The organism is Oleiphilus sp. HI0128, from assembly GCF_001635365.1.
Genome location: NZ_LWGG01000328.1, coordinates 1 through 1,262 on the forward strand (window position 1 = coordinate 1; position 1,262 = coordinate 1,262).

Below are 1,262 nucleotides of genomic sequence, written 5' to 3' on the forward strand. Positions count from 1 at the left end.
GAGTGGCAGCAAAAACACCCAGGTAAACCTTTCCCGGTTGCGGTGGCTTTAGGTGCTGATCCAGCAACAATACTCGGTGCAGTAACGCCCGTGCCCGATACCTTATCTGAATATGCCTTTGCTGGCTTGTTACGTGATAGTAAAACTGAAGTGACTAAAGCGGGCTTGAGTGACCTATCAGTGCCAGCGAGTGCAGAGATAGTATTGGAGGGCTTCATTTACCCTGATGAAGTCGCACCCGAAGGACCCTTCGGTGATCATACTGGTTATTACAATGAAGTGGATACCTTTCCGGTATTTACTGTCGAGCGTATTACTCATCGAAAAAATGCGATTTACCACAGTACTTATACTGGTCGGCCGCCTGATGAGCCTGCGATTCTCGGTTTAGCTTTGAATGAAGTCTTTGTACCGATTCTAAGAAAGCAGTTTCCTGAAATTGTCGATTTTTATTTGCCGCCGGAAGGATGCTCATATCGCCTGGCCGTTGTAACGATGAAGAAGCAATACCCAGGGCATGCTAAACGCGTGATGATGGGCGTGTGGTCCTTCCTTCGCCAGTTTATGTATACCAAGTTCGTAATTGTCTTGGATGATGACGTTAACGCACGAGAGTGGGAAGATGTGATTTGGGCAATTACGACACGTATGGATCCGGCAAGAGATATCACCTTGGTTGAAAACACACCGATAGACTATTTGGACTTCGCTTCGCCAGTATCGGGCTTAGGCTCCAAGATGGGTCTTGATGCAACCAATAAATGGCCGGGTGAAACAAACCGGGAATGGGGTGAACCAATTACCATGACTGACGAGATAAAGTCTCGAGTTGATGAAAGGTGGGACGACTTGGGCATCTTTGGTGGTGATCAGTCCAAGTGAACGTGCTCGAAATAGAGTCACGGGTTGAAGGCCAGCTTCGCACATACGAATTGGCTTTTGATGCGGGAGAGTCAGTATATGAAATTGCTGACAGATATGCCTTGAAGTTGCCCGTCAGTTGCCGCAACGGGGTTTGTGAGATATGCCGGGCCAAGCTCGTTTCTGGCGAAGTTGAATTCGGCCCCCGAAGGGAGCTGGTTCAGGGGCCACTACAGAAAGACTTGTTGCTGTGCCAGACTTGGCCAGTGAACTCAAGCAAAATTACAATAGATAATATCTATGGGCCAGGAGAATTGCCTGTGAAGAAAACGGTTTGCCGAGTAATCGCTGTCGAAGTGATTAGAGGGCATGTTTATAAAGTTGAGTTGCAGTTACCTGCG

General features: G+C 47.9%; 2 protein-coding genes. Both read left to right on the top strand.

What is annotated here, in order from left to right:
- On the top strand, positions 1 to 882 hold an 882-nt coding region (locus tag A3763_RS04145), incomplete at its 5' end, for a UbiD family decarboxylase (protein WP_156494894.1).
- A partial coding sequence (locus A3763_RS04150; protein WP_156494895.1) for a 2Fe-2S iron-sulfur cluster-binding protein occupies positions 879 to 1,262 on the top strand: 384 nt, incomplete at its 3' end. The genes A3763_RS04145 and A3763_RS04150, both read left to right, overlap by 4 nt.